Here is a 21,996-nt window from a genome sequence, read left to right on the forward strand (position 1 = left end):
CCGGGTGTCACCATCGGAGCCGTGACCAGCACCAGCGCGTCGGAGTCGGGGAGCCCGCCGCCGACCGGGCCGGAGGAGCCTGGTCGCGAGCCCGGACAGAGCCCCGGCGGCGCGACGGGGGCGGCGACGTTCGCGCTGGTCGCGGCGGTGATGGCGCTGGTGAGCTCCTGGACCGGCTGGGGCGGGATGGTCCTCGGCCTGGTCGCGCTCGTCGCCGCGCTGGTGGCGCTGATGCGCGTCCGGTCGGGCCGTGCGGTGGGGCGCGCGAAGCCGGTGGCGGCGCTCGTCGTCGGGCTCGTGGCGTTCGTCATCGGCACCGCGGTGGAGTGGCCGACGCTGGAGAGCGCGGTGACCTACCTGCACGCCTCGCAGGCCCGCACGCTCGACGAGTGCATGCGCCAGGCCATCAACGAGAAGGAACAGCACGTCTGCAAGTCCCAGCACCTCGACGAGTACCGGGCGCGGTACCCCGGACGCCTGGACCCGTGACCCGCCGCCTCGTCCCCGCCGTCGTCGCCGGCGCGGTGACGGTGCTCGTCGCTGCGCTGCTGCTGGGCCGCGCGGCCTACCCGGTCCTCGGGCTGGCCGATCCGGGCGAGCTGGTCCGGCTCGGGCTGCCGGTGGTGCGCCTCGCGGTGGCCGGTGCGGCCGCGGTGGCGCTCGGGGTGCTGGTCCGGGCGGTCGTGCTGGGCGACGGCGCCGGCGGCCCGTCCACGGGGGAGCGGGCGGTGGGGTCGACGGCGGCCTGGACCTGGGCGGTGCTGTCGTTGGCGGCGGCGGTGCTCACGGTGGCCGACGTCTCCGGCGGGCTCGCCGCGCCGGGTCCCGACCTGGTGGTGCAGCTCGTGGTGCGGGCGGCGCCGGTGGGCTGGCTCGCCACTTCGGTGGGCGCCGCGGTCGTCGCGGTGTGGGTGCGCGAGGCCCGGACATGGTCCTCGACGCTCGGGGCCGGCCTGGTGGCCTGCCTGGCGCTGCTCGGGCCGGTGGTGACCGGGCACGCGATCGACGGGGTCGGCAAGGACCTCGGCGCCCCCGCCGTCGGGCTGCACGTGATCGCGGCGACGGTGTGGCTCGGAACGATCGGGGCGCTGCTGGTCGGGTGTCCCCACGACGAGGCCGCCCGGGCCCGGTTCGCCGCGCGGGCCGGGACGGTGTCGACGGTGTGCGCGGTGGTGACGGTGGCGAGCGCGGTGCTCGCGGCCGCCGTCCTCGTGCCGTCGGTGGGGGAGCTGGCCTCCGCCTACGGGGTGCTGGTGCTCCTCGCGGCGGCGGTGACCGTGGTAGTGCTGGGGGTTCTGGTGCGGCGCCGCTTCGCGATGCGCGAACGGCCGTATCGGCGTGCTCCCCTTTTCCCTGGCGTCGGACGCCAGGATCGTGCCGTTGCTACTATCGGGCCCGCCGCGCTCGAGATCGCGCTGCTCGCCGTCGTCACCGGGCTCTCGGTGGCCATGGCCCGGGCCGTCCCGCCGGTGCAGGCGCCCTTCCACACCACCCCGACCGAGGCCGTCCTCGGGTTCGGCATCCCCGACCCGCCGTCGATCGGGACCCTGCTCGGCGCGTGGCGTCCCGACGTCGTCCTGGTGACCCTCGCCGCCGTCCTCGCCCTGGTGTACGGCCGGTGGCTGCCCCGCGTGCCGGGCTGGCCGGTCGGGCGGACGGTCGCGTGGTTCACGGGGTGCGCCCTGCTGGTGCTCGCGAGCTCCTCCGGGCTCGGCCGCTACGCCGACGCGCTGTTCAGCGCGCACGTCGCCGAGCACATGCTGATCAGCATCGTCGTGCCGGTGCTGCTCGTGCTCGGGGGGCCGGTGACGCTCGCCCGGCGGGCGCTGCCCGAGGAGGGCGACGCCCGCGACCGGCTCGAGGCCCTGCTCGACGCCCCCGCCCTGCGGCTGCTCGCGCACCCCGCGGTGGCCGCGGTCCTCGTGGTGGGCTCACCCTTCCTGCTCTACCTGACGCCGGTGTTCTCGCTGCTGCAGCCGCTGGGCTGGCTGATGCCCGCGATCTCGCTGTGGTTCCTCGTCGTCGGGTACCTGTTCTTCTGGGTCCTCGTCGGCGTGGACCCCGCGCCCGGGGCCCGGCTCCCGCACGTGGCGCGCCTCGCGGTGCTCGTCGCCTCGATGCCGTTCCACGCGCTGTTCGGTGTGATCCTGCTCGCGGCGGACCGGCCGGTCGCCCAGATCCCGTCGACCCTCGCGGCCGACGGCGGGGGCGGTCAGGTGTTCGTCACCGACTTCTACTCCCACCTGCGCCTGCCCTGGGCCGTCGACCTGCTCGCTGACCAGCACGTCGCCGCCCTGCTCGCCTGGGGGATGGGCGACGTGCCGCTGCTCGCCGTCGTCGTCGTGCTCCTCGTGCAGTGGCACCGCGCGGGCGCCGCGGAGGACTCGGCCGCCCGGGAGCTGCTCGCCCGCCCATAATCTCACGATGTGGGAAGCGTCTCGCATGATGGTGCTTCGTGAGGCATGCTGACGATCGTGAGCGCCGAGTCGGAGACCGTGGTCGCGCCGAGCCGTCCGCGCCGGCGCTGGGCGATCCTCGCCGCCGGGGTGCTCGCCCAGACCGCGGCGTCCTCCTTCGTCTACGGCATCCCGTTCCTGGTCCCGACGCTGCGTGACGAGCGCGGCCTCTCGCTCGCCCAGGTCGGCGTGGTCGTTGCGGCCCCGACGACGGGTCTGCTGCTGACCCTGGTCGCGTGGGGCTTCGTGGTCGACCGGGTGGGGGAGCGGTTCCCGATGGCGCTCGGGCTGGGGCTCGCGGGCGTGGTCGTCGGGGCGGTCGCGCTGGCGCCGCCCACCTCGCTCGTGGCGATCGCGCTGCTGCTCGGGTTCGCCGGGATGGGCGCGGCCTCGGTCAACGCCGCGAGCGGGCGGCTGATCATGGGCTGGTTCGGCGTCGAGGAGCGCGGCGTGGCCATGGGCATCCGCCAGACCGCCCAACCCCTCGGGGTCGCCCTCGCCGCGCTGCTCCTGCCGGTGCTGGCCGGCAGCGAGGGCCCGTTCGTCGCCCTGGGCTGGACCGGGCTCGCGTGCCTGCTCGCGGCCGGGCTCGTCGTGGTCGTCGCGCAGGACGCCCCACGACGACCGCCGGCACCGCACGAGCCGACCGGCAGCCCGTACCGGACGCCGACCCTCTACCGGCTGCACGCGGCGTCGGCCCTGCTGGTGCTGCCGCAGTTCGCGATCTCGGCCTTCGCGCTGGAGTACCTGGTCCGCGAGCAGCACTGGTCCGCGGGGGTCGCCGGCGTGTTCGTCGCCGTCGCGCAGATCCTCGGGGCGGCCGGGCGGATCGCCACCGGCTGGTGGTCGGACCGGGTGGGATCCCGGCTGCGCCCCATGCGTCAGCTCGCCGTCGCCTCGGCGCTGGTGATGCTGGGGTTCGCCCTCGGCTCGGCCTGGGTGCCGGTGATCGCGGTGGCGGCGATCGTGGTGGGGGCGATCGTGACCGTGGCCGACAACGGCCTCGCGTTCACCTCCACCGCCGAGATGGCCGGCCAGGCGTGGTCCGGCCGGGCCCTCGGCGTGCAGAACACCACGCAGAACGTGGTGGCCTCGGCGGCGCCGCCGGTGCTCGGCGCGCTGATCGGGGGGACCAGCTACGCGATCGGTTTCGCGGTCGCCGCGCTGGCCCCGCTGGTCGCTGTCGCCGTCACCCCGGTCGGCGCCGAACGACGGGACGCCGCGCGCTCCGGGAGCTGAGGCGCCGGCCTCATCTCGACGGCGTGGTCGACGCCGTTTGGGCCCCCGACGGCGCGACGAGTGCCCGCACCCGCTCGCGCTCCGTCGTGAGGCATTCGTTGTCGACGGCGAGCAGCGCGGGAAGGAACTGCGACCACCGCGCGCCGACGACGTTGACCGGGATTCCGCACCATCCCGCGACGAGTTCCTCCAGTCCGGTCAGGCCGTCGCCGTCGCAACGACTCACCGCGGCCATGTCGACCACGAGACGACGTCGGCCCTGATCGGCCTGGGTGCGCGAATACTCGAGCAGTTCGCCCACCGCGGCCCGGTCGATGGTTCCGGCGAGCAGGATCGTCCTGGGTCCGTGATACATCGCTGCCGCCCCCCGTTGGCCCGCGGTACGTATTCCTGGTCACTGTTTCGAGGTGCGTCCGGGCGTCTGCACCACCGAACAGACCAATATCCCGTGAACTTCACCCAACGTGAAGGGGTGCTCACGCGGATCGTTTCGTGTGCCGGACATTCGAGACGTCACACCGTCAGGACCGCGAACATTCCGAGCCCGAACCACCAGAGGCCGAGGCCGCCGAAGAGCGCGACCGGGAGGCGTCCGGTGCACCGCCAGAGCAGCCAGCAGCCGAGGGCGGCGACGAGCGCGGGCAGCGTCTCGTCCACAGCCACGTGCCCGCGGGGGGCGACGAGGGTCGGCACGGTGATCGCGGCGAGGACGGCGGGGCCGAGGTGGGGCAGGAACCGCGCGAGCCGTCGCGGCGGTCCCGCCCCGGCAGTCGCGAGGAACGACACCCGCATGAGGTAGGTGCCCAGGCCGATGACGACGAGGACGGCCAGCTCACGCATGACGGCCCTCCGCGACCACGCCGGCGACGACGCCGGCACCGGCTCCGCAGAGCAGCCCGAGGCCCAGCGGCAGGCCGGCGGCGAGCAGCGCCACGACCCCGCCGACCAGGGCGGCCGCGTAGGCGGCGCGGCCCGCGAGCATCGGGAGCAGCAGCACGAGGAACGTCAGGGGTGCGGCCAGCCCGAGGGGCAGCCAGGCCGGCAGGAGCCCGCCCAGCACGACCCCGGCGCCGGTGAGCACGGACCACCCGACCCACATCGTGGCCCCCGCCGCGAGGTAGTAGCGCAGCCGGCCGCGCGGCTCGCCGTCGTCGTCGGCTCCGGCGAACCGGCCCATCGCGAGCGCGTAGACCGGGTCGACCAGCAGGTAGGCGCCCGCCCAGCGCCACCGCCGGGGCCAGCCCCGCGCGTAGGGCGCGAGCGAGGCGCTGTAGAGCAGCAGGCGGGCGTTGACGACCAGGGACGCGGCCACGACGACGACGGCGGGCGCACCACCGGCGAGCAGCTGGACCGCGACGAGCTGGGCGGCGCCGCCGAAGAGCAGCGGCGAGGACGACCACGACAGGCCGGGTGGGAGCCCGGTCCGCGCCAGGGCGGCCCCCAGCGCGGTGCCGAAGGGCACGTAGGCGAGGACGATCCCGGCCCCGTCGGCGAGACCGCGCCACAGTGGCGACGCGGCGCGGACGGCCCGGGGGTGGCGGGAGGCGATGGTGGTCATGCCGCCACCTGCCACGTGCCCCAGCTCGCGGCGTCCCGGTCGGCGTCGTCCGCGTCGTCCGCGGAGACGAAGGCCTCGGTGGACCACCACTCGCGGATGCGGGTCTCGCCGAGCGCGTCGAACAGCGCGGTGGTCTGGCTGGCCTGGGCGCGCAGGGCGACGAGCTTGCGGTCGACCTGGTCCGGGTCGAGGTCGACGCGGACGGCCAGGGCGGACTCCGGCGTCGCGAGCGGCAGTCCCTCGGCGAGGAAGACGTCGAACGCGTCGCGGGCCGGCGACCAGCGCCGCACGAACTCGTCGGTGCTGGTGGCGAAGAGCAGGCGCGCGTGCGGCGCGGTGAGGTCGCGCGCCGCCCGTGCCCAGTCCGAGACCGTCTGGTGGTCCTCGTGGCCGGTGTAGCCGTCCGGGCCGAAGGTGACGATGGTGTCCGGCGCGACCTGCTCGACGATCCGACTGATCTGGGCGATCCGCGCCGGCGCCGACTCGGTGGCGCAGCGGCCGTCGACGACGCCGAGCAGATGGTGCTCGGTGACGTCGAGCGCGGCCAGCGACGCGCGCAGCTCCAGGCGACGCACGGCGGCGAGCCGTCGGGGCGGCCAGCGCTGCGGGTCGTCGGTCCCGCGCTCGCCGAGGGTCGCGGTGATGCACGCGACCCGGTGGCCGGCGCGGCGGGCCCCGGCCATCAGGCCGGCGGCGAGGAACGCCTCGTCGTCGGGGTGGGCCCAGACGCCGAGGACGGTGCCGAGCTGGGCGGGGTCGGTGATCGTCGGGCGTGGTGTGACAGACGCTGTGTTCGTGAGCATGACCCGATGCTCGTCACGCAGCGTTCGCACCGCGTTCCGACGAAGCGGACATCCGCGAACCGGGCACCCGAACGCCGCGCTCCGCGCGAACGCTCGGTAGGCGCCCCATCGTCAGACCAGGAAGCGGAACGCGGGGGAGCCCGGCTCGAGCGGCTCGATCTGCAGCGGCGAGCGGGCCATCCGCTCCAGCAGCGGCTCGTAGTCCGTGGGCCGCCCGATCTCGACCCCGACGAGCGCGGGACCCGACTCGCGGTTGTCGCGCTTGACGTACTCGAACCGCGTGATGTCGTCGTCCGGTCCGAGGACCTCGTCGAGGAAGCGGCGCAGCGCGCCGGGCTCCTGGGGGAACTCGACGAGGAAGTAGTGCTTGAGGCCCTGGTGGCGCAGCGAGCGCTCGATGACCTCGGCGTAGCGGGAGACGTCGTTGTTGCCGCCGGAGAGGATGGCGACGACCGTCTCGCCGGGCCGCAGGTCGAGCTCCGGCCCGTCGGCCCGCAGCGCCGCCCCGGCCAGGGCTCCCGCGGGCTCGGCGATGATCCCCTCGGTCTGGTAGAGCGCGAGCATCTCGGTGCACACCAGGCCCTCGTCGACGGCGATGAGCTGCGCGCCCGAGCGGCGGATCAGCGGGAACGTCACCGCCCCGGCCTTGCGGACCGCAGCGCCGTCGACGAACCGGTCGAACCCGTCCTCCTCGAGCACCACCGGGGTGCCGGCGTGGAGGGCGGCGGCGACGTTCCGTGCGCCCGCGGGCTCGACGCCGATCACCCGGGTTCGCGGGTGCGCCGACTGCAACCAGGTGGCGGTGCCGGCCAGCAGCCCGCCCCCGCCGACCGGGACGACGACGACGTCGGGCGCGTGCCCGAGCTGCTCGACGACCTCAGCGATGACGGTGGCCTGTCCGGCGACGGTGCGGCTGTCGTCGAAGGCCGGCACGAGCGTCGCGCCGGTCTCCTCGGCGAACGCGGTGGCCGCCGCGGAGGCCTCGTCGTAGGTGTCGCCCTGCACCACGAGGTCGACCATGTCGCCGCCGAGGGCCGCGATCCGCTCGCGCTTCTGGCGCGGGGTGGTCGAGGGGATGAGGACGCGGCCGCGGACCCGGTGGGCCTGGCAGGCGAACGCGAACCCCTGCGCGTGGTTGCCGGCGCTCGCGCAGACCACGCCGGCGGCGCGGGCGTCGTCGTCGAGCTGGGAGATCAGGTTGTAGGCGCCGCGCAGCTTGTAGGAGCGGCCGACCTGCAGGTCCTCGCGCTTGAACCAGACGTTGGTGCCGGAGGCGGCCGACAGCCGGAGGTTCTGCTGCAGCGGGGTGAGCTCGGCGATACCGGAGAGACGCTCCGAGGCCTCGAGCACCTGCTTCTCGAACGCCGTCCCGTCCCCGCCCATCGCACTGCTCCCTGCTCGTGTGGTCCGAACGGCTCATGGTAGGTGGCGGTGGGCGGCGCTCGCCCGAGCGGCCCCTCCGACGTCTCTCACCCAGGGTCACCGTCCGCGCCGCCGCCCGATCGCTCCCAGGGTCACCAGGCAGATGCGGCTCACGGAGCGCCGCCCGCCGCGGCGGCTCACCGTGCGTCACCGCCGCCAGGACCGGTCGGGCGCGCCGTTATCGTGGTGAACGACCGATCTGGCACGCCGTGGAAGGACGCAGGGAAGCGATGACCGAGACGATCGAGTTCCAGGCCGAGGCCCGTCAGCTGCTCCAGCTGATGATCCACTCGATCTACTCCGACAAGGACGTGTTCCTGCGGGAGCTGATCTCCAACGCCTCCGACGCGCTGGACAAGCTGCGGATGGAGTCCTACCGGGACAAGGACCTCGGGGTCGACACCTCGGACCTCCACATCGAGCTGCGCACCGACGCCGCGAACCGCTCGCTGACGATCACCGACAACGGCATCGGGATGAGCCGGGACGACGTCGTCAGCCTGATCGGGACCATCGCGAAGTCGGGGACCGCCGAGACGCTGGCCAAGCTCCGGGAGGCCCAGGCGGGTGGCAGCGAGGAGGTCGCGGCGGAGCTGATCGGGCAGTTCGGCATCGGCTTCTACTCGAGCTTCATGGTGGCCGACAAGGTCGAGATGACGACCCGTCGCGCCGGCACCGAGGGCGGGGTGCACTGGGAGTCGGCGGGCGAGGGGACCTACGAGCTCTCCGAGGCGCCCGAGGCGCCGCAGGGCACCAGCATCACCGTGCACCTCAAGGCCGAGGACGCCGAGGACAGCCTGCACGACTACGCCGACCCGGCCGTCGTCACGCGCATCGTCAAGCGCTACTCGGACTTCATCACCTGGCCGATCCTGCTGAACCCGGGCGAGGGCGGCGAGGACGAGGAGAGCTCCGACGAGCCGATCAACTCCCGGAAGGCCCTGTGGGCGCGCCCGCGCTCCGAGGTGACCGACGAGGAGTACGCCGAGTTCTACCGCCACGTCTCGCACGACTGGCAGGAGCCGCTCGAGACGATGCGGTTCACCGGCGAGGGCACCTTCGAGTACCAGGCGCTGCTGTTCCTGCCCAGCCACGCGCCGATGGACCTCTACTACCGCGACGCCCGGCGCGGCGTGCAGCTGTACGTGAAGCGCGTCTTCGTCATGGAGGACTGCGAGGCGCTCGTCCCCGAGTACCTGCGCTTCGTCAAGGGCGTCGTCGACGCGCAGGACCTCTCGCTCAACGTCTCCCGGGAGCTCCTCCAGCAGGACCGCCAGATCCAGCTGATCCGCAAGCGTCTGGTCAAGCGCGTGCTGCAGACGATCACGACGATGCGCAGCGAGAGCCCGGAGAAGTACGGCACCTTCTGGACCGAGTGCGGCCGCGCGCTCAAGGAGGGCCTGCTCACCGACGCCGAGAACGCCCAGGCCGTCCTGGAGGCCTCGAGCTTCGCCTCGACGCACGACCCGGAGGTGCTCACCACGCTCGCCGAGTACGTCGCGCGGATGCCCGAGGGCCAGGAGTCGATCTACTACGTCACCGGTGAGTCCCGCGCGAGCGTCGAGAACTCCCCGCACATCGAGGCGTTCCGCGCCAAGGGCTACGAGGTCCTGCTGCTCACCGACCAGGTCGACGAGGTCTGGGTCGGCGCGGTGCCCGCCTACGGAACGGGCGACGACGCCAAGCCGTTCGCGTCGATCTCGCAGGGCGACGTCGACCTGGGCGACGAGGCCGAGAAGCCCGAGGGCTTCGACGACCTGCTGTCCTGGATGACGACGACGCTCGCCGACGACGTCTCCGAGGTCCGGCTCTCCACGCGCCTGACCACCTCGCCGGCGTGCCTGGTCGGCGAGGTCGGCGCGATCCCGCCGCAGCTCGAGCAGATGATGCGCTCGATGGGCCAGGAGCTGCCGGTCCAGAAGCGGGCGCTCGAGCTCAACCCGAAGCACCCGCTGGTGCAGAACCTCAAGGCCGCCCACGAGGCGAAGCCCGACGACGCCGGCGTCGCCGAGACCGCCTCGCTGCTGCACGACATGGCGCTGCTGGCCGAGGGCGGCGAGCTCAAGGAGCCCTCGGCGTTCGTCGGGAAGCTCGCCCAGCGCCTGGCGGCCACCCTGTGAAGGTCGGCGTCGACAGCTTCGTCGCGAAGGTGACCGAGCCCGACACCGAGCAGGTGGTCGGGCCGGTGGAGCGGTTCGCGCACCTGATGGAGGAGATCGAGACGGCCGAGCGGGCCGGGCTCTACTCCTACGGCATCGGTGAGCACCACCGCGCCGAGTACTACGACGCGGCGCCCGCGATAATCCTGGCCGCCGCGGCGTCGCGCACCCGCCGGATCCGGTTGCGCTCGGCCGTGACGGTGCTGTCGGCCGCGGACCCGGTGCGGGTGTTCCAGGAGTACGCGACGGTCGACCTGATCAGCGGCGGTCGCGTCGAGCTCGTCGTCGGGCGCGGCTCGTTCATCGAGGCGTTCCCGCTGTTCGGGCTGGCGTTCGAGGACTACGACGAGCTGTTCGTCGAGAAGCTCAACCTGCTGCTGCGGCTGCGCGACGACGCCGTCGTGACGTGGTCGGGCAAGCACCGGCCCCCGCTGCACGAGCAGCCGGTCTACCCGCGCCCGGTGCAGGACCCGTTCCCCATCTGGGTCGGGGTGGGCGGCACGCCGGAGTCGTTCCTGCGGGCGGGCACGCTCGGCCTGCCGCTCATGGTCGCGATCATCGGCGGTGAGCCACGCCAGTTCGCGCCGCTGATCGACCTCTACCGGCGGGCCGGGGAGCAGGCCGGGCACGACCCGGAGCAGCTGAAGGTCGGGCTGCACTGCTTCGGGTTCCTCGGCGACGACGTCGCGAAGGCCACCAACGCGTTCTACCCGGGCTGGGAGGCGATGTTCACGACGATCGCCCGCGAGCGCGGCGGGATGCCGCCCACCCGGCGGCAGTTCGACGCGACCCGCGGTCCGGACGGCGCGTACGTCGTCGGCGACCCCGACCAGGTGGCGACGAAGCTGACGCGCATCTCCGAGCAGCTGGGCGGGGTCGACCGGATCAACCTGCAGATGACCAACCCGCGCCTGCGCCACGCCGACCTGCTGCACTCGATCGAGCTGCTGGGCGAGGTCGCGCCCAAGGTCGCCGCCGTCTGACGCGCCGGTCGAGAGGGACCGAGGTCCACGTGTGATCAGATGGGTCCGTGATGGACCCGACCGCGCTGCCCCCGGGATTCGCCGACCAGCTCGAGGACTACCGGGCCCGGGCCGCCGCGCCGGTGGAGCCGAAGGCGGCGGCCTCGACGATCCTGCTGCGTGACGGCGCCGCCGGGGGCGTCGAGGCGTTCCTGCTGCGGCGCCGCACGCAGATGGCGTTCGCTGGCGGGATGGTGGTCTTCCCGGGCGGCGGGGTCGACCCGCGGGACGCGACCGACGACGTCAGATGGGTCGGGCCGCCGCCGTCGACCTGGGCCGGGCGCCTGGGTCTCGACGAGGCCGCGGCCCGCGCGGTGGTCTCGGCGGCGATCCGGGAGACGTTCGAGGAGTCGGGGGTGCTGCTCGCCGGCCCGGACGGGGCCTCCGTCGTCGCCGACACCTCCGGGCCGGAGTGGGCCGAGGCGCGGCGGGCCCTCGAGGCCCGCGAGACCGCGTTCACCGACGTGCTGCGCGAGCGCTCCCTGGTGCTGCGCACCGACCTGCTCCGGCCGTGGACGTGCTGGATCACCCCGGAGTTCGAGCCGCGGCGTTACCGCACGTTCTTCTTCGTGACGGCGAGCCCGGCCGGGCAGCACGCCGCCGCCGGCTCCACCGAGTCCGACGCGGCCGGGTGGCTCGGCGTGCACGACGCGCTGAGCTCCGCCGGACAGAGCGTCGCGATGCTCCCACCGCAGTACTGCACGTTCCTCGAGCTCGCGCAGTACCCCACGGTGGCCGAGGTCCTCGACGCCGCCGACCGCCCGATCCCCGACCCGGTGATGCCCGGCCTCGACACCACCGCCGACCCGGTCCGTCTCGCGCTGCCCGCGCGCTACGCGGAGCTCAACGCCGCGGGCTGAGGGCCGGGGTCACCACGTCACCGGCAGGGCCTCCACGCCGTGGATGAGGGCGTCGCGGCGGAACTCGAGCTCGGCCGGGTCGACCGCGAGCGCCAGCCCCGGGAACCGGTCCAGGAGCGCCGAGAACGCGATCCGCAGCTCGATGCGCGCCAGCGGCGCTCCCAGGCAGTGGTGGATGCCGTAGCCGAAGGCGACGTGGGGGAGCGGCTCCCGGGACAGGTCGAGGTGGTCCAGGTCGCCCGACGCCAGCGCCGAGTCCCGGTTGGCGGCGCACAGCGAGGCGGTCACCATCGTGCCGGCCCGGATCTCGTGGGTTCCGACGACGACGTCGCGGCTCGCCACCCGCGGGAAGCCCGCCGACACCGGGGACACGTGACGGAGCAGCTCCTCGACGGCCCGGGTCAGGGGAGCCGGGTCGGGGTCGGAGACGGCGGCGCGCAGGAGCGCCATCTGGTCCGGGTCGGTGAGCAGTTCGAGAGCGCCCAGGGCGATCACGTTGGACGTGGTCTCGTGGCCGGCGATGAGCAGCAGGTTGGCCAGCCCCGCGAGCTCTTCGCCGTCGATCCCGCCCTCGGCCGCGGGACGGTCGCCGTGCTCGCGGACCAGCATGCCGATCAGGTCGTCGCCGGGGTCGCGCCGGGCACGTTCCACCAGGGTGGCCATGTACTCGCGGGAGGCGCGGATGACCTGCGAGCGCTTCGCGGGGGTGAGGTCGGAGCGCAGCGTGCGCTCGGCGCGCTCCTGGAACCCGCCGCGGTCGGCGTAGGGGACACCGAGCAGCTCGCAGATCACCAGGGAGGGCACGGGCAGCGCGAAGTCGGCGACGAGGTCCGCCGGGGGCCCGCCGTCCGCCATCGCCGTGAGGGCGTCCGCCACGATGGCCGCGACCCGCGGCTCCAGCGCCTTCATGGCCCGCACCGTGAACCGGCCGGTGAGCATCCGACGCAGCCGGGTGTGGTCCGGCGGGTCGATCGCGAGCAGCATCCCGCTGCGGCGGCGGTGCATCTCGGCGGCGGTGAGCTCATCGGTGATTCCCGGCGGGGGCGGGACCGTCTCGAACCTGAACGCGGGGTCGCCGTGCACCGTCCGGGCGTCGTGGAAGCCCGCCACCAGCTCGGCCCGGTGGCCCGCCAGCGTCGTCACCGGGCACGTGCCGTCGTGCTCGCGCAGCGCGGTGACGCGCGGGTCCGGGTCGAGCCCGTCGCGGCGCAGGCCCAGCGGCGGGACGGGGGCCACGTCCGGTTCGGTGTGCACGCTCACGACCCGAGACCCTGCTCCTTCCACCCCGCCCGACGAAAGGGGGGTTCCGGATCACACCCCGCGGGAACATCGGGGAACCGTCTCTCGAAGAACGCGTCGTTGATCGGGCTCCCTCCCTCCGGGGTGTCGGCGCCCATCATGGCGCGCGCCCCCGGCGACGCACCGGCTCACTGGTCGGGCGCGGTCCGGCTCTCCCGCAGATGGTCCAGGGTCGTCCCGTAGCGCTGCAGCACGGCGGCCCGCACGTCGGGGTCGGTCCGGGGCACCGGCTCGATGAAGACCTGGTCGAGGTCGTGGAACCGCTCGTGCAGCTCGTCGTCGAGACGCACGCAGGCCCGCTCGAGGTCGCCGGCCGTGAGCTCGTCGACGAAGTCGACCCGGGCGCAGAGCAGCACGGAGTCGGTGCCGGTGAGCATCGACTGCAGGTCCACGACGGCGACGACCTCGGGTGCCGCGTCGAGGTGCTCGTAGACCGCCTGGAGCACCCGCGGCTCCGCGGCCCGGCCGATGAGCAGCGCCTTGTTCGAGCTGCCGAGCGAGAACGCGACGCCGGCGAGCAGCAGACCGATGAGGACCGAGGCGATGCCGTCCCAGACCGAGGACCCGGTCGCGCGGTGCAGGGCCACGCCGATCGCGGCGAACGCGAGGCCGAGCAGCGCCGCGGTGTCCTCGAAGAGCACGCTCTTGACCGTCGGGTCGTCGGAGAGCGCGAGGTAGCGCCGCAGCGGCAGCCGGAGCTCCTGCTTCTCCCGCCAGACCTGCCGGACGGCCTGCTGCCAGGAGATGCCCTCGATGATCGCGGAGAGCCCGAGGACCGCGAACGCCACCCAGGCGTACTGCTCCTCGGCGGGGTCACGGGGGTTCTCGACGATCGTCGTGATGCCCTCGTAGATCGAGTAGGTCGCGCCGGTGACGAAGACCGACACCGCCGCGATCATCGACCAGAAGAAGCGCTCCTTGCCGTAGCCGAAGGGGTGGGTCCGGTCGGGCCGGCGCACCGAGCGCCGCAGGGCGGTGAACAGCAGCACCTCGGTGGTGCAGTCCGCCACCGAGTGGGCGGCCTCGGCGAGCATGGCCGACGAGCCGGTGAGGAGACCCGCCACGAGCTTGAGGACCCCGACCGCCGCGTTGGCGAGGAAGGCGAGGACCACCGAGAGCGTGCTCTGGCCCGAGGAGGACTCCCCGTCCTCGCGGCCCTCGTCGGTCGGGTCGTCCGGCTCGGGTCCGGCGGTGGCGTCCTCCGCGGTCCGGGAATCCGGGGGGCCGACGGTCATGGGCGTTCCTCCTGTTTCGTCCGCGACGACCGCTCTACCCGTTGCCGTCGGGCGCCACGCGATCGCCGGGAAACGTCTCGGCGCGGGCCTTGACGCAACCACATGGTTGCCATAGTTTGGGTCGCAACCGAGCAGTTGCGACAGGAGGTCGACGTGGCATTCCCGGACCGGATCGAACGGACCATCGAGCTCGCCCACCCGCCGGAGCGGGTGTGGACCGCGATCACCACCGCCGAGGGCCTCGCCGCGTGGTTCGGCGACCGGGCCGAGATCGACCTGCGGCCCGGCGGCGCCGGCTCGCTCATCTGGACCGCCGAGGGCCACCACCAGGACCTGCGCATCGAGCGCGTCGAGGAGCCCACGGCCTTCGGCTTCACCTGGCGGATCGACGGGCTGCCCCGGGAGGACCCGCGCCGTACCTACGTCGAGTTCACCCTCGAACCGATCCCGACGGGCACCCGGCTGCACCTCGTGGAGACCGGCTTCGCCCAGCTCGGGCCGGACGAGCACCGCGCGCACAGCGGCAACACCGACGGGTGGGACCACGAGCTCGGAGACCTCGCGGCCCATCTCGACGCCGTCCATGCCGCCTGAGCGCAGCGCCGCCCAGCCCGGGGACGCCCAGCCCGGGGACGTCGAGGGGACCGCCGAGAGCACCGCCGAGGCGGTCTTCGCCGCCCTCGCCGACCCGACCCGGCGCGCGATCCTCGCCGACCTCGCGACCCACGGCCCGTCCACCGCGACCGACCTCGCGGGCCGGCTCCCGATCTCCCGCCAGGCCGTCACCAAGCACCTCGACCGGCTGACCGGGGCGGCCCTGGTCAGCGTGGAGCCGGGGGAGCGGCGCCGCATCCGCCACCGCGTCCGGTCCGCCCCCATGCGCACCGCGCAGCGCTACCTCGCCGCCCTGGCCCGCGACTGGGACGGCCCGCTCGCCGCCCTGCACGACCATCTCGATGCCACCGACCAGGAGGAGCCATGACCCTGCCCCCGATCGTCGACGCCGCCGCGTGGGAACGCGCCCGCGCCGACCTGCTCGCCGCCGAGAAGGACCTCACCCACGCCCGCGACGCGCTCGCGGCCCGCCGCCGGCGGCTGCCGATGACGCCCTTCGGAGCCCACCACGTCTTCACCACCCCGACCGGCCCGCGGACCCTGCTCGACCTGTTCGACTGCCGCGGGACGCTCGTGGTCTACCAGTTCATGGACCGCGGGCCCGACGCCTACTGCGGCGGCTGCACGTGGTTCACGGACAACGTCCCGGCCAGCGCGCCGCGCCTGCTCGCCGAGCACGACGTGACGTGGCTGCACGTGACGGACATGCCGCTCGAGCAGGCGCAGCACTACTGGCGGGAACGGGGGTGGACGCTGCCGGTGGTCTCCTCACGGGGCACCACCTTCTCGGCCGACACCGGCGCCGGTGAGGGCTTCGGCTTCTCCGTGTTCGTCCGCGACGGCGACGCGGTGCACCGGACCTACGCGACGACGGGGCGCGGGATCGAGCACCTCGCGTTCGTGACGACGCTGCTCGACCTCACCCCGCACGGCCGGGGGGAGGACTGGGAGGACTCCCCGGAGGGTGTCGAGCAGGTCCCCTCGGCGATGATGCCGAACCTGCTGACGACCGCGGACGTGGCCACCAGCTTCGGCCGGTTCCGCCGGGCGGGCGCACCCACGGGAGCGTGATCAGCGCCCACACCCCGACGACGAGCGCCGCCTCGACGAGCAGGTACCACGGCCACGGCCCGAGCACGTCGAGCAGCGACGCCGTCTCGGGCTTGTGGCCGAGGTAGCCGTAGTTCGCCCCGGTCACCACGTTGACGACCTGCGCCGGCACCGCCCACAGCACCGTCGCGCCGAGGGCGACCCGGTAGTCCCACCACGTCGGGTGCCGGCGCAGACCCCAGGTGAGCAGGACCGCGATCCACACGACGAGGACGTGGTCGCTGAAGAACACCAGGAACGACGGCGCCGGGAAGTCGGCGCCGCCCAGCGCCGGGGTGAGCAGCGCCTGCACGGAGAGCGTGAGGCCCCAGTAGTAGGTCAGCACCGTCGCCCACCGCTGCCCGGACACGACGGCCCACGCCGCGGCGTAGGGCGCGAGGTCGGAGAGCTGCAGGGGCAGGGTGAGCCCGGGACGGGCCGGGTCGAACGCGGCGACCTGGTAGCCGGCGGTGACGAGGGTGAGGGCGCCCGCGAGGACGAGCCCGGCGACCCGCACCGTCCGGGCGTCGCCGCGGCGCGCGAGCTCGACGAGCCCGATCGCCCCGAGCACGGTGACCGTGAGGACGGCGAGGTGCGACGTGCCCCAGGGCAGGAAGATCCTGTCGGGGGCGGCGAGGGGCACGACGGCGTGCACCGGGCCGATCGTCCTCGCCCTCCTCGCGGCCGCGGAACCCTCAGGCGGCCAGCGCGACCGGATCCTCGCCGCTCGCCGCGTCCGCCCCGACCTCCGCGCCCGCGACCACCGCCCACGCCGCGATCGGCACCGCGACCGCGCCGAGCGTGAGGTCGGCGCTCCACACCGCGCCGGTCTCGACCAGCGCGCGGGCCAGCGAGAGCAGCGAGGGCGCCACCAGCACCGCCGCAGCGCACCACGCGACCGCCACCTCCGACGCCGGCCGCAGCCACCACAGCGCCGCGGCGAGCAGCAGCGCCGCCGCGAGCCCGATCACGACGATGCCGACCGAGAGCCCACGCTCGTCGGTCACCTTCGCCGCCACGTGCAACGGCGAGAACCGGGCGAGCCCGCCGAGCAGGAACGGCACGATCAGCACCAGCCACACCAGGCCCGCGACGCCCCCGACCAGCAACCCCCGCCGCCGTCCCGCCCGCAGCCCCACGGCCACCGCGACGATCGCGACGACGAGCGCCAGGTGCGGCCGGGTGCAGGTGGCCACCCCGAGCGCCACCGCGGCCGCCGTCAGGAGCCGCACCGACCCGCCGTCGGGACGAGCCGTCCGCAGCGTCCACACCGCCGCGGCGAGGGCGGGCACGGTCCCGGCGACCAGGTCATCGCCGATGAGGAACTCGCGCCACACCTCGAGGCCGCCGGCGACGGTCAGCAGCCACACCAGGGTCGGGCCCGGCCGCAACCGCCAGCCGCCGTGCAGCAGCGGCAGCAGCAGCGCGGTCCACGCGACGTTCTGCCAGGCCGCCGAGCCGAGCAGGAACCGGAACGGGGCCGCCAGCACGAGCGCCCCGGGCAGCGGGGTGATCGGGTTCCCCAGGTAGGTCGTCGCGGCGTAGGGGTAGCGGCCCGCGGCGAGCTCGCCCAGGGCCACGTCGAGGGCGTTCGCGCGGTCGCTGCCGACCCCGAGGACGAGGTCGTCGGCGGGGGGCACGCCGACGACGAACACCGTGGTGAGCGTCCCCAGGCAGGCCACGACGAGCACGGGCAGCACCCACCACGGCGCACGGGCCAGCAGCTCCGTCGCCGCCGGGAGCAGCAGCGCCACCACCCCGGCCGCGACGGCGTACCACGCGGCCGCGGGCGGCCCGCCCAGGTTCATCGCGGTGTGGGTGGACACCACGACGAGGACGGCGGCGAACGCGACGGGGCCGCAGGCGCCCGCCACCGACCTACATGAAGCTGGTGTCACCGTCGTACTCGGAGGGGTCCCACGCGTCCGGGTGCGCCAGGGTGTCGGCGAGGTCCGGGTCGGTCGTGCGGTAGTAGAAGGACCAGGCGGCCTTGGTGATCCGGTAGGGCGCGACGTCGTCGAAGCCGCTCATCTTCGGGATGTCGCAGCCGTTGTGCTCGAGCATGCCCAGCCGGGCGTCGGCGCTGCGCTCGGCCGCCGCGCGGGCGAGGCCGGGCAGCAGGTCGACCGCGTCCTCGACGGTCTGGTAGTCGACGATCTTCATGCTGCGCATGCCCGTCGGGCGGGTGTACTCCTTGACCACGCAGAACGCGCGGATCGACCCGGCCCGCTCGGCGGTGTAGACCCAGAGCCGCCCGGCGCGCAGCGGGATGCGGTAGTGCCATTCGAGGGTCGCCCGGTCCCGGACGGCCAGCAGCATGTCCGCGTGCTTCGCGCGCAGCTCCTCCCAGAATGCGTCGAACCGGTCGTCGAAGCCGCGGGCCTCGACGATCTCGACGCCCTCCGGCGGCCCGGCCAACTTCCGGGCGGTGGCGCCCTCCTTGACGGCGAGCCCCGCCGCGGCCGGCACGGAGAGGGCCCCCGCCAGGGGGATCCCCTTCATCGCCAGCACCTCGCGGGTGAAGGACCGACGGTTGGTGACGACGTAGGCGGCCCTGCCCCAGTCCCCGAGCGGGACCCGGGTGCCGTACGCCTGCCAGATCGTCGTCGCGCCCACCCCGACGTTGGAGCTGGCGACGAAGTCGGCCTGCTCCTGCTCGAAGTACTCGTCCATGAGCAGCGCCGCGTAGCCGCGGTGCTCCTCGGTGACGGCCCAGGCGAGACCGTTGCCGCAGATCTTCTCCTCGCCGTGCAGCACGTAGGGCGAGGGCACGTTGGTGACCGCCCCGACGATCGACCCGTCCGGGTCCTCGAGGACCCACCCGACGGTCCAGCGGTCCTTCAACCGGGGCCAGAGCGGGTTCTCCTCGAACAGCGCCCGCCGGTCCTCCGGCGAGAAGATGTTCGTCAGGAACCGCGACTCGAGCCCGTGCATGGCGGGGAAGTCGTCGAAGGTCGCCGGCCGCAGCTCGGGCGGTTCGACGAAGGCCGTCGGCGCGGCGGCCGCTGTCCCGGTGGACTCCGCGCTCACGTGCCGGACACCTCCAGCGGCAGGGCGGTGAGCCCGCGCAGCCCGAGGTTCTCGCGCCAGGTCAGCGGCTCGTCGGTGAGCTCGATCGTCGGGAGCCGCCGCAGCAGCGTCTCGAAGCCGATGCGGCCCTCAAGGCGGGCCAGCGGCGCGCCGAAGCAGAAGTGCGCGCCCCACGCGAAGGCGACGTGGCGGTTGTCGGTGCGGGCCAGGTCGAGCCGGTCGGGGTCTCCGAAGCGCTGCGGGTCGCGGTTGGCCGACCCCATCACCGCGATCACCGCCTGCTTCTTCCCGATCTGCTTGCCCCCGAGCTCGAGGTCGCGGGGCGCGAGGCGGGCGGTGTGCTGGCTGGGGCTCTCGAAGCGCAGCAGCTCCTCCACCGCGGAGTCCATCAGCTCCGGGTGGGCGCGCAGCCGGGCCATCGCCTCGGGGTCGCGCAGCAGCGCGAGCAGCCCGTTGCCGAACAGGTTGGTGGTGGTCTCGAGACCGCCGACCATGGTGACGATGCAGTTGGCGACGATCTCCTCGGTGGTGAACCGGTCGCCGTCGACCTCGGCCTGGATGTAGGCCGAGACCAGCCCGTCCACCGGCTTCTCGCGCTGCGCCTCGACCTCCCTCGTGAAGTAGGCGATGAGGTTCTGCACCGCCTCGAGCACGCCGCCGAGCCGCTCGGGGTTGTGCTGGAAGTTGCCCAGCATCTCGGCGAACGTCGTCGACCAGCGCTTGAGGTCCATGTGGTCCTCGACCGGCACGCCCAGGAGGTCGGTGGTGACCATCGCGGGCAGCGGGTCGGCGAAGTCGGCCATGAGCTCCATGTGGCCGTCGCCGCGGGCGAGGACCTGGTCGAGGAGCTGCTCACCGATCTCGGCGATGCGCTGGTCGAGCACCGCGACCCGCGCCGGGGTGAACGCCGCGCTCGCGAGCCGCCGGACCCGGGGGTGCTCCGGGGAGTCCATGAACAGCATCATGCGGACCATCAGCTCGGCGACCGGCGCGACCTCCGGGACCCCGAGCAGCTCGAAGTACTCCGGCGGTGGGGTGCGGCGGGCCGAGAACCGCTTCAGCACGGTCGTGACGTCGTCGTAGCCGGTGACCACCCAGGCGTGCAGGAACGGGTCCCAGTGCACCGGGTCGGTGGTGCGCAGGTTCTTGTACAGCGGGTACGGGTCGGCCAGCACCTCGGGGTCGAGCAGCTCGGCGTAGCTGCGCGTCTCCTCCTCGAGCTCCGGGGCGACGGTGCTCTGCTCGGTCATGCGCTCGCCTCCTGCTGCTGCTGGGCGACCTCGGCGGCGATCGCCGAGACCGTCGGGCCGCGGAAGAGCTGCCGCAGCGTCATCTTGACCCCGTAGCGCTGCCGGACCCTCGAGACCACCTGCATGGCCAGCATCGAGTGGCCGCCGAGCAGGAAGATGTTGTCGTCCTCGCCGACCTGGCCGAGGTTGAGCAGCTCGGCGATCAGCTCGCCGAGCCAGACCTTGACGTCGTCGGTGCTCTCCCCGGCCGGCGACGCCGCCGGCTCGGCGACCACGGCCGGCCGGGGCAGGGCCGCCCGGTCGAGCTTGCCGTTGGGGGTCATCGGCAGCGCGTCCAGGGTCACGACGTGGGCGGGCACCATGTAGTCGGGCAGCTGCGCGGCGAGGAAGGCGCGGACCTCCGCGGCGGCCGGCGGCTGGTCGCCCGAGGCGACGACGTAGGCCACCAGTTCCCGCTCGCCCTCGCCCGACTCGTCACCCAGCACGGTCACGGTGCCGGCGCCGACGCCGGGGGCCTGGGTGAGCCAGCTGGTGATCTCCGCCGGCTCGATCCGGTAGCCGCGGACCTTGACCTGGTCGTCGAGGCGGCCGAGGAAGATCAGCCGGCCGTCGTCCAGGCGCCGGACGCGGTCACCGGTGCGGTAGGCCCGCACCGTCTCGCCGTCGCCGGTGCGCACGGTGACGAAGCGCTCGGCGGTGCGCTCGGGGTCATGGCGGTAGCCGCGCCCGACGTGCGGCCCGGCCAGCACCAGCTCACCCGGCTCGCCCTCGCCGACCGGGCGCTGGGCCTCGTCGAGCAGCAGCGCGAGCGTGCCCGGGATCGGCCGGCCGATCGAGGGCGGGCCGGGGTGGTTCCCCTCCGGGCCGACCTCGCCCGAGGTCGCCACCACCGTGCACTCGGTCGGCCCGTAGTTGTTGACCAGGGTGAACGGCAGCCCCGCCAGCGGCCGGCGGTTGAGCCGCTCCGCCCCGGTCAGCAGGGTGCGCAGCGCGGTGTGGGCCGGCCACTGGGCCGCGATGAGCTGCTCGGCGAGCAGTGTGGGCGCGAAGCCGATCGTGATCTGCTTCTCGACCAGCCAGTCCTGGAGCAGCTGGGGCGAGCGGTGGGTCCCCTCGTCGGCGACGTGCAGCGCCGCGCCGGCCGCCAGCGGCGGCCAGATCTCCCAGACCGCCGCGTCGAAGCCGAGCCCGGCCACCTGCGAGGCGCGGTCGTCGCTGCTCACCTCGAACGCCGCGTTGTGCCAGTCGACCAGGTTCGCCAGGTTGGCGTGGGTGATCTCGACGCCCTTGGGGCGCCCGGTGCTGCCCGAGGTGTAGATCACGTACGCCAGGCTGTCCGGTCCGATGTGCGGATCCGCCGGCGTCTGCGGCGCCGGGACCAGGCTGCGCGGCTCGTCGAGGTCGATCACCGTCCACGGCCCGGCCGGCAGGGTGCCGGCGCGCTCGTGGTCGGTGAGCACGACCGCGGTGGCCGCGTCGCCCAGGATGTACTCGACCCGGTCGGCGGGGGTGGCCGGATCCAGCGGCAGGTACGCCGCCCCGGCCTTCATCACCGCCGCCGCCGCCAGGACGTAGCGCGCGGAGCGGGGCAGCAGGACGGCCACGCAGGACCCGGGGCGGGCGCCCGCGGCCTGCAGGGCCGCGGCCAACCGGTCGGCGCGGTCGTCGAGCTCCCCGTACGTCAGCGTCGTGTCCGGGCCCGTGACCGCGACGCGGTCGGCGGCACTCGCGCCGTGGGCGGCGATGCGCGCGGGCACCGGGACGGACGTGGCGGGCGCCTGCGCACTCGGGCGGGCGGGTGGCTCGACGGTGTCTGCCCTCATCAGTCTCCGATCACACAGGTGGGCCGTGGTGCACGGCGGGCCCGGGCGTGGGCGGCGGCGGCGCCGACCACGGGGACGTCCGCTTCCGTGAATCGATCCAGGGCGGCCGGGAGACGGCGGCGAGCCGGGGACATCA

20 protein-coding genes and 1 pseudogene are annotated in these 21,996 nt (G+C 74.1%); 9 read left to right on the plus strand and 12 right to left on the minus strand.

Annotated features, from left to right (window positions below; translation table 11 throughout):
* The first annotated feature begins 21 nt into the window (after positions 1-21).
* The 3 genes from VGH76_RS18780 to VGH76_RS18790 are packed head-to-tail and all read left to right on the plus strand — an operon-like array spanning position 22 to position 3,695.
* Positions 22-489: a hypothetical protein gene (locus tag VGH76_RS18780; protein WP_331558236.1), complete on the plus strand. Its 468-nt coding sequence runs from the start codon at positions 22-24 to the stop codon at positions 487-489.
* Positions 486-2,417 carry a cytochrome c oxidase assembly protein gene (locus VGH76_RS18785; protein ID WP_331558237.1) on the plus strand — a complete coding sequence of 644 codons (1,932 nt, stop codon included), beginning with the start codon at positions 486-488 and terminating at the stop codon, positions 2,415-2,417. Before VGH76_RS18780 ends, VGH76_RS18785 begins: the two co-directional genes overlap by 4 nt.
* A gap of 45 nt (positions 2,418-2,462) precedes the next feature.
* Positions 2,463-3,695 carry an MFS transporter gene (locus VGH76_RS18790; protein ID WP_331558238.1) on the plus strand — a complete coding sequence of 411 codons (1,233 nt, stop codon included), beginning with the start codon at positions 2,463-2,465 and terminating at the stop codon, positions 3,693-3,695.
* Positions 3,696-3,705: 10 nt separating this feature from the next.
* Here the strand turns inward: VGH76_RS18790 and VGH76_RS18795 are convergent, their stop codons facing one another.
* The 5 genes from VGH76_RS18795 to ilvA all read right to left on the minus strand — a co-directional run bounded on the left by VGH76_RS18795 (position 3,706) and on the right by ilvA (position 7,439).
* Positions 3,706-3,996, minus strand: a complete 291-nt coding sequence (locus VGH76_RS18795) for a hypothetical protein (protein WP_331558239.1) — start codon at positions 3,994-3,996, stop codon at positions 3,706-3,708.
* Positions 3,997-4,208: 212 nt separating this feature from the next.
* Complete coding sequence (locus VGH76_RS18800; protein WP_331558240.1) at positions 4,209-4,535, minus strand: AzlD domain-containing protein; 327 nt, start codon at positions 4,533-4,535, stop codon at positions 4,209-4,211.
* The gene (locus VGH76_RS18805) at positions 4,528-5,253 is read right to left on the minus strand and encodes an AzlC family ABC transporter permease (protein ID WP_331558241.1); all 726 of its coding nucleotides are present in this window, start codon (positions 5,251-5,253) and stop codon (positions 4,528-4,530) included. Before VGH76_RS18805 ends, VGH76_RS18800 begins: the two co-directional genes overlap by 8 nt.
* On the minus strand, positions 5,250-6,056 hold the full coding sequence (locus VGH76_RS18810) for a PIG-L family deacetylase (protein ID WP_331558242.1): 807 nt from the start codon (positions 6,054-6,056) through the stop codon (positions 5,250-5,252). The genes VGH76_RS18805 and VGH76_RS18810 overlap by 4 nt, the downstream gene beginning before the upstream one ends.
* Before the next feature lie 111 nt (positions 6,057-6,167).
* Positions 6,168-7,439, minus strand: a complete 1,272-nt coding sequence (gene ilvA / locus VGH76_RS18815; protein ID WP_331558243.1) for a threonine ammonia-lyase IlvA — start codon at positions 7,437-7,439, stop codon at positions 6,168-6,170.
* 269 nt (positions 7,440-7,708) lie between these two features.
* On the opposite strand from ilvA, the gene htpG reads away from it, so the two are divergent.
* From htpG to VGH76_RS18830, 3 genes are read left to right on the plus strand one after another with little or no spacing between them, the layout of a single operon-like run.
* On the plus strand, positions 7,709-9,598 hold the full coding sequence (gene htpG, locus VGH76_RS18820; RefSeq protein WP_331558244.1) for a molecular chaperone HtpG: 1,890 nt from the start codon (positions 7,709-7,711) through the stop codon (positions 9,596-9,598).
* A gap of 29 nt (positions 9,599-9,627) precedes the next feature.
* The gene (locus VGH76_RS18825) at positions 9,628-10,620 is read left to right on the plus strand and encodes an LLM class flavin-dependent oxidoreductase (protein ID WP_331558245.1); all 993 of its coding nucleotides are present in this window, start codon (positions 9,628-9,630) and stop codon (positions 10,618-10,620) included.
* A gap of 50 nt (positions 10,621-10,670) precedes the next feature.
* Positions 10,671-11,519 carry an NUDIX hydrolase gene (locus VGH76_RS18830; RefSeq protein WP_331558286.1) on the plus strand — a complete coding sequence of 283 codons (849 nt, stop codon included), beginning with the start codon at positions 10,671-10,673 and terminating at the stop codon, positions 11,517-11,519.
* A 9-nt stretch (positions 11,520-11,528) separates the two neighbouring features.
* Here VGH76_RS18830 and VGH76_RS18835 read toward each other — a convergent pair whose 3' ends face one another.
* Both VGH76_RS18835 and VGH76_RS18840 read right to left on the minus strand, forming a co-directional pair.
* Complete coding sequence (locus VGH76_RS18835; protein WP_331558246.1) at positions 11,529-12,779, minus strand: cytochrome P450; 1,251 nt, start codon at positions 12,777-12,779, stop codon at positions 11,529-11,531.
* Positions 12,780-12,946: 167 nt separating this feature from the next.
* Positions 12,947-14,053: a cation diffusion facilitator family transporter gene (locus tag VGH76_RS18840; RefSeq protein ID WP_331558247.1), complete on the minus strand. Its 1,107-nt coding sequence runs from the start codon at positions 14,051-14,053 to the stop codon at positions 12,947-12,949.
* Between the two features lie 153 nt (positions 14,054-14,206).
* Here VGH76_RS18840 and VGH76_RS18845 point away from each other — a divergent pair, with 153 nt between their 5' ends.
* From VGH76_RS18845 to VGH76_RS18855, 3 genes and pseudogenes are all read left to right on the plus strand, one after another.
* Complete coding sequence (locus tag VGH76_RS18845) at positions 14,207-14,647, plus strand: SRPBCC domain-containing protein (protein WP_331558248.1); 441 nt, start codon at positions 14,207-14,209, stop codon at positions 14,645-14,647.
* Entirely contained in the window at positions 14,637-15,035 is a 399-nt protein-coding gene (locus tag VGH76_RS18850) for a helix-turn-helix domain-containing protein (RefSeq protein ID WP_331558249.1), read from the plus strand. The genes VGH76_RS18845 and VGH76_RS18850 overlap by 11 nt, the downstream gene beginning before the upstream one ends.
* Positions 15,032-15,553 (plus strand): annotated as a pseudogene (locus tag VGH76_RS18855) (DUF899 family protein); the annotation flags it as partial. The gene VGH76_RS18850 and the pseudogene VGH76_RS18855, both read left to right, overlap by 4 nt.
* 34 nt (positions 15,554-15,587) lie before the next feature.
* Here the strand turns inward: VGH76_RS18855 and VGH76_RS18860 are convergent.
* From VGH76_RS18860 to VGH76_RS18880, 5 genes are read right to left on the minus strand one after another with little or no spacing between them, the layout of a single operon-like run.
* Positions 15,588-16,412 carry a TIGR02206 family membrane protein gene (locus tag VGH76_RS18860; RefSeq protein ID WP_331558250.1) on the minus strand — a complete coding sequence of 275 codons (825 nt, stop codon included), beginning with the start codon at positions 16,410-16,412 and terminating at the stop codon, positions 15,588-15,590.
* Between the two features lie 40 nt (positions 16,413-16,452).
* Positions 16,453-17,631 carry a hypothetical protein gene (locus VGH76_RS18865; protein WP_331558251.1) on the minus strand — a complete coding sequence of 393 codons (1,179 nt, stop codon included), beginning with the start codon at positions 17,629-17,631 and terminating at the stop codon, positions 16,453-16,455.
* 4 nt (positions 17,632-17,635) lie between these two features.
* On the minus strand, positions 17,636-18,787 hold the full coding sequence (locus VGH76_RS18870) for a hypothetical protein (protein ID WP_331558252.1): 1,152 nt from the start codon (positions 18,785-18,787) through the stop codon (positions 17,636-17,638).
* Positions 18,784-20,037 (minus strand): cytochrome P450, encoded by a 1,254-nt coding sequence (locus VGH76_RS18875; protein ID WP_331558253.1) that lies wholly within the window; start codon positions 20,035-20,037, stop codon positions 18,784-18,786. The genes VGH76_RS18870 and VGH76_RS18875 overlap by 4 nt, the downstream gene beginning before the upstream one ends.
* Complete coding sequence (locus VGH76_RS18880; protein WP_331558254.1) at positions 20,034-21,860, minus strand: amino acid adenylation domain-containing protein; 1,827 nt, start codon at positions 21,858-21,860, stop codon at positions 20,034-20,036. The genes VGH76_RS18875 and VGH76_RS18880 overlap by 4 nt, the downstream gene beginning before the upstream one ends.
* Positions 21,861-21,996 lie beyond the last annotated feature (136 nt).

The sequence above is a fragment of the Actinomycetospora sp. genome (assembly GCF_036497585.1).
GTDB lineage: Bacteria > Actinomycetota > Actinomycetes > Mycobacteriales > Pseudonocardiaceae > Actinomycetospora.

Coding starts and splice junctions, on each gene's coding strand:
- VGH76_RS18880 (WP_331558254.1), bottom strand. CDS start 21,860: ATGAGGGCAGACACCGTCGAGCCACCCGCCCGCCCGAGTGCGCAGGCG.
- VGH76_RS18800 (WP_331558240.1), bottom strand. CDS start 4,535: ATGCGTGAGCTGGCCGTCCTCGTCGTCATCGGCCTGGGCACCTACCTC.
- VGH76_RS18840 (WP_331558247.1), bottom strand. CDS start 14,053: ATGACCGTCGGCCCCCCGGATTCCCGGACCGCGGAGGACGCCACCGCC.
- htpG (WP_331558244.1), top strand. CDS start 7,709: ATGACCGAGACGATCGAGTTCCAGGCCGAGGCCCGTCAGCTGCTCCAG.
- VGH76_RS18830 (WP_331558286.1), top strand. CDS start 10,671: ATGGACCCGACCGCGCTGCCCCCGGGATTCGCCGACCAGCTCGAGGAC.
- ilvA (WP_331558243.1), bottom strand. CDS start 7,439: ATGGGCGGGGACGGGACGGCGTTCGAGAAGCAGGTGCTCGAGGCCTCG.
- VGH76_RS18850 (WP_331558249.1), top strand. CDS start 14,637: ATGCCGCCTGAGCGCAGCGCCGCCCAGCCCGGGGACGCCCAGCCCGGG.
- VGH76_RS18805 (WP_331558241.1), bottom strand. CDS start 5,253: ATGACCACCATCGCCTCCCGCCACCCCCGGGCCGTCCGCGCCGCGTCG.
- VGH76_RS18790 (WP_331558238.1), top strand. CDS start 2,463: ATGCTGACGATCGTGAGCGCCGAGTCGGAGACCGTGGTCGCGCCGAGC.
- VGH76_RS18810 (WP_331558242.1), bottom strand. CDS start 6,056: ATGCTCACGAACACAGCGTCTGTCACACCACGCCCGACGATCACCGAC.
- VGH76_RS18875 (WP_331558253.1), bottom strand. CDS start 20,037: ATGACCGAGCAGAGCACCGTCGCCCCGGAGCTCGAGGAGGAGACGCGC.